This is a genomic window from Nonomuraea lactucae, assembly GCF_003313395.1.
GTDB lineage: Bacteria > Actinomycetota > Actinomycetes > Streptosporangiales > Streptosporangiaceae > Nonomuraea > Nonomuraea lactucae.
On sequence record NZ_QNFZ01000448.1, the window covers coordinates 1 to 1,138 of the forward strand.

At 75.7% G+C, this 1,138-nt stretch carries 1 pseudogene; it reads right to left on the reverse strand.

Features of this window, described 5'->3' with window-relative positions:
- Positions 1-1,138, reverse strand: a pseudogene (locus DQW85_RS22560) (acetate--CoA ligase family protein); the annotation flags it as partial.

The window sequence follows — 1,138 nt, forward strand, 5'->3', positions numbered from 1 at the left end:
CGCCTGGGCGGTGCCGATGAGCGCCGCGGCGCGGACGGCGTCCAGGCAGGCGGGCAGCCCCTGCATGGGGGCGATGCCGTCGGCCAGCAGCCGGGCCCCGGCGTGCTCCGGCAGCCCTTCGGGGAGCGAGCTGACCACGCACGCCCGCGCTCCTGTGCGCCGGGCCGCCACGGCGAACGCCTCCAGGGTCGTCTCCCACTCCTTCGGGGAGCAGCGATCCTCCCGAGGAAGGTCGACGACCAGCAGGTGGGCGTCGAACCCGGCCGACAGCAGCCGGGTGAAGCACTCCGTCTGGGCCTGCCGGTCCCCCCAGATGTAGGTGTGGTAGTCGAGAGGGTTGGCGACCGTCACCGCCTCGCCCAGCACCGCGCGCAGGCCACGCCGTACGCCGGGCGGGAACTCGGGCAGCGTCAGGCCGCGCGGCTGGGCGAGATCGGCCACCAGCGACGCCTCACCGCCCGAGCAACTGGCCGAGGCGATCCGGGTGCCCGGCAGGGCGCCGTGCACGCTCAGCAGCTTCAGCGTCTCCAGCAGCCCCTCCGGATCGTGGACGCGCGCCACGCCCAGCCGGTCGAACAGCGCGTCGTACAGGTGGTCGGGGCCGGCGAGGGAGCTGCTGTGGGCGAGCGTGGCCAGCGCGCCCAGCTCGGAGGAGCCCGCCTTGAGCGCGACGATCGGCACCCGCCGTTCCAGCGCCCTGACCGCCACCCGCGAGAAGCCCGCCACGTCGCCGAGCCCCTCGACGTGCAGCCCGATCGCGGTGACCCGCTCGTCGTCCAGCAGCGCGTCCACGATCTCGGGCAGGCCGGCGCCGGCGCCGTTCCCCAGCGAGATCATGTACGCCAGGGGGAGGGAGCGGCGCTGCATGGTGAGGTTCACGCCGAGGTTGCCGCTCTGCGTGACGACGGCGACGCCCCGCTCGACCGGGGTGCCGCCGTGCTGGTCGGGCCAGAGCGCCGCCCGGTCGAGGTAGTTGAGCACGCCGTAGCAGTTCGGGCCGAGCACGGCCATCGTGCCCGCGGCCTCGACCAGGTCGCGCTGGAGGGCGGCCCCGTCCCCGCCCGCCTCGGCGAAGCCGGAGGCGTAGCAGACCGCGCCGCCCGCACCCCGCCGGGCGAGCGCCGCGACGACGGCGACG